This window comes from Bradyrhizobium sp. UFLA05-125, assembly GCF_059803515.1.
The window spans coordinates 1-3117 of record NZ_JBANBJ010000156.1; the positions used below are offsets into that span (position 1 = coordinate 1).

The window sequence follows — 3117 nt, forward strand, 5'->3', positions numbered from 1 at the left end:
AGCCGATCGCCCTCCACAAAGGGACTGGCGATGAACCGCTCGGCTGTCAGCTCGGGGCGGTTCAGATAGCCCCGCGCCACTCCCGCCCCGCCAATGTAAAGCTCGCCCACCGCACCGAACAGCACGGGCGCGCCATGACCGTCCAGCAGGTACACCCGCGTGTTCGCAATCGGACGGCCGATCGGGACCACTGCCCCATTAAAATTGGCCGGGCAATTCCAGACTGTCGCGCAGACTGTTGTTTCGGTCGGGCCATAAGCGTTGACAATTGATGCCGGGGCCAGACTTTGGATGAGTTCAGCCTTCGGCAGCTCTCCAGCAAGAATGAGAACTTGCGAAGCCAAACATTCCAGATTCTTGCTTACCTGAAGCAACGCCGGGGGTAACGTCGCATGGGTGATGTCTTCGTTTCGGAGATAATCCGATAGCTTGTTACTTGCTTGACGGATCTCGTCCGCAGGCAAGTGCAATGCGGCTCCAGAGCCAAACGCCATAAGAAGCTCCCAAGCGCTTGCATCAAACCCAACGGAGGCGAGCTGCAGCACTCGGCTGTTGGAAGAAGCGCCAAAAAGACCGACCTGAGCCAACACCAGATTGACCAACCCCCGATGCTGGACCATGACGCCCTTTGGGTTTCCGGCTGAGCCGGAGGTGTAGATCACATAGGCGAGATGGTGGGATGTGAGGCCAAGCGTGCGCGGGTCGGGGTCCGAAGCCGGTCGTTCGGCCCAGGCCGGCGTGGCCGTCTCCAGATCGACCGCTGTCACATCGGTCAGCACCTCGGAGCCGAGTGCGGCGCGGCCGGCCGCATCGCAAAGCAGCAGCTGCGGCGCGGCATCGCCCAGCACCTGGCGCAGCCGCTGAGACGGATGGGCCGGGTCCAGCGGCAAATACGCGCCGCCAGCCTTGAGGATCGCCAAAAGCCCCACCACCATCGCCACGCTGCGCTCTAGGCAGATCGCCACCGGCTGATCCGGCCTGACCCCGAGCGCGATCAGATGATGCGCCAGCTGGTTGGCGCGCGCATTGAGCTCGCCATAGCTCAGGCGCTCCTCCTCATGAACGAGCGCGACCGCTTCGGGTGCGCGCCGGACCTGTTGCTCGAACAGCTCATGGATGCACCGCTCCGACGGATAGGCCGCCGCCGTCCGGTTCAACTCCTCCAGCAGGTAGCTGCGTTCGTCGGCCGGCAGGATGTCGAGCTCGCGCGCCGGCGTGTTGGGGGCATGCTCCAGCGCCTCCGCCAGTTGTTCGAGCGCCCGCTGCATATAGCCGCAGACCCGATCCGCAGAGACAGGCTCCGCCACCTGCGCCGTGAGGCCGAGCGCCTCGCCATAATCCTCGACCGACAGGGTCACGGGATAATTGGTGCGCTCCTCGCCGCCGAGCCATTCCACGCCTGACAGGACATCATCCGTTCCGAAGCCGGGCGTGGCTGCCGGCCTGTTATGCCGGTAGTTCAACAGCGCGCTGAACAGCGGCGCCGGAGCCGCAATACCGCTGCAGCGTTGCGCCAATGCCAGCGAGGCATGCTCGTGCGCCAGCAGCTCGGCGAGCCGCGCATGCGTGATCCGCACGCTCGCCGCGACGGCGGTGCCGTCCAGATCGAGCCGCAGCGGCAGGGTGTTGATGAATAGGCCCATGGTGCGGTCGGCACCAGCGCCGCCATGCATGCGGCCGAACAGCACCGTGCCGAACACCACCTGCTCGCGGCCGCTGCTGCGCGCCACCACCTGCCCCCAGGCGAGATGGCACAGGCTGGCCAGGCTCACCCGGAGCCGCCGCGCCTGTTCGCGCAGCCGCTCGTTGAGCGCCTGCGGCAACATCCGATGCGCCTCGCTGACGCCGCTGCCGTCGCCGTAGACCTCGCTTAGCCCGAACGGCATGGTCGGCTCGTCGATGTCGGCCAGCAGCCCTCGGAAGAACTCTTCATGCGCCTTGGCATCGACGGCAAGACGCGCCTGAGCCACTAGATTACGGAACGGCAGCGGCGCGGCCAGTTCATAGGCCCGCCCTGCCAGCATGGCCCGCACCTCGGCATGCATCACTGCCAGCGTCGTGTGATCCCCGATCAAATGATGCTGCAGCTCCAGCAGCAGCCAGCGCCCGCTGCCGGGATCGCGCGCGGTCACAAACCGCAACAAGGGGGCCCGGCCAAGATCGATGCGCTGCCGGCGCGGATCAAACTGCCGCCGGAGCTCATCGGCACCGGAGCCATCACAGCCATCCAGCTCGACCTCGCTCACCTCCAGCGACGCACGACGCCACACCACCTGGGCCGGGCTCGACAGTCCCTCCCAGACAAAGGCCGTGCGCAGGATGTCGTGCCGGTCCACCACTTGCTGAACCGCAGCAAGATAGCGCTCCAACAGGCTCCGGTCGGCAAACGCCATCTGCGACACCAGCAGATAGGGATCGCCCCGGCTGGCCAGCAGATGATGGAACAGGATGCCCTCCTGCAGCGGCGACAGCGCATAAATGTCCTGGATGTTGCGGACGCCGCCAGGCACCGTGGCAACGATCCGGTCGATCTCCGGCTGGGTCAGCTTGATAAGCGGCAGCATCTGCGGCGTGATCGCCGTGCTCTGCTCGGTGATCAGACTCGCAGGCACCGCCACCTCATGAGGACGGCCAAGGCTTGCGGCAAGATCGGCCAGCACCGGCGTGGCGAACAGCGTGCGCACCTCCACCCCGAGCGACAGCCGCTGCAGCCGGCTCAAGAGCTGCACCGCCAGGAGCGAGTGGCCGCCGAGCTCGAAGAAGTTGTCGTGGCGTCCGACCCGATCGAGCCCGAGAAGCTCCGCCCAGATCTCTGCCAGTGCTGTCTCGATCGCGCCGCGCGGCGCCTCATAGGCTGCCCGCGCATAGGCATCGTCAGCCGGCGCCGGCAATGCCCTGCGGTCGAGCTTGCCGTTCACCGTCAGCGGCAGCCCCGATAGCCGCACGAATGCCGACGGCACCATGTAGTCCGGCAGGCGCGCACCTAAGTGCGTGCGCAAGGCGCCGGCAAAGTCTGCGCCATCCAGCTCATCCGAGCGAACTTCGGGCGCACACACCACATAGCCGACGAGGTGCTTGTCGCCGCGGCCATCCTGTTGCGCCACCACCATCGCCTCG

At 66.2% G+C, this 3117-nt stretch carries 1 protein-coding gene; it reads right to left on the bottom strand.

Features of this window, described 5'->3' with window-relative positions; translation table 11 throughout:
• Nucleotides 1-3117, bottom strand: a 3117-nt coding sequence (locus SO156_RS45595) for an amino acid adenylation domain-containing protein (protein WP_498539434.1), incomplete at both ends; no start/stop codon positions are given.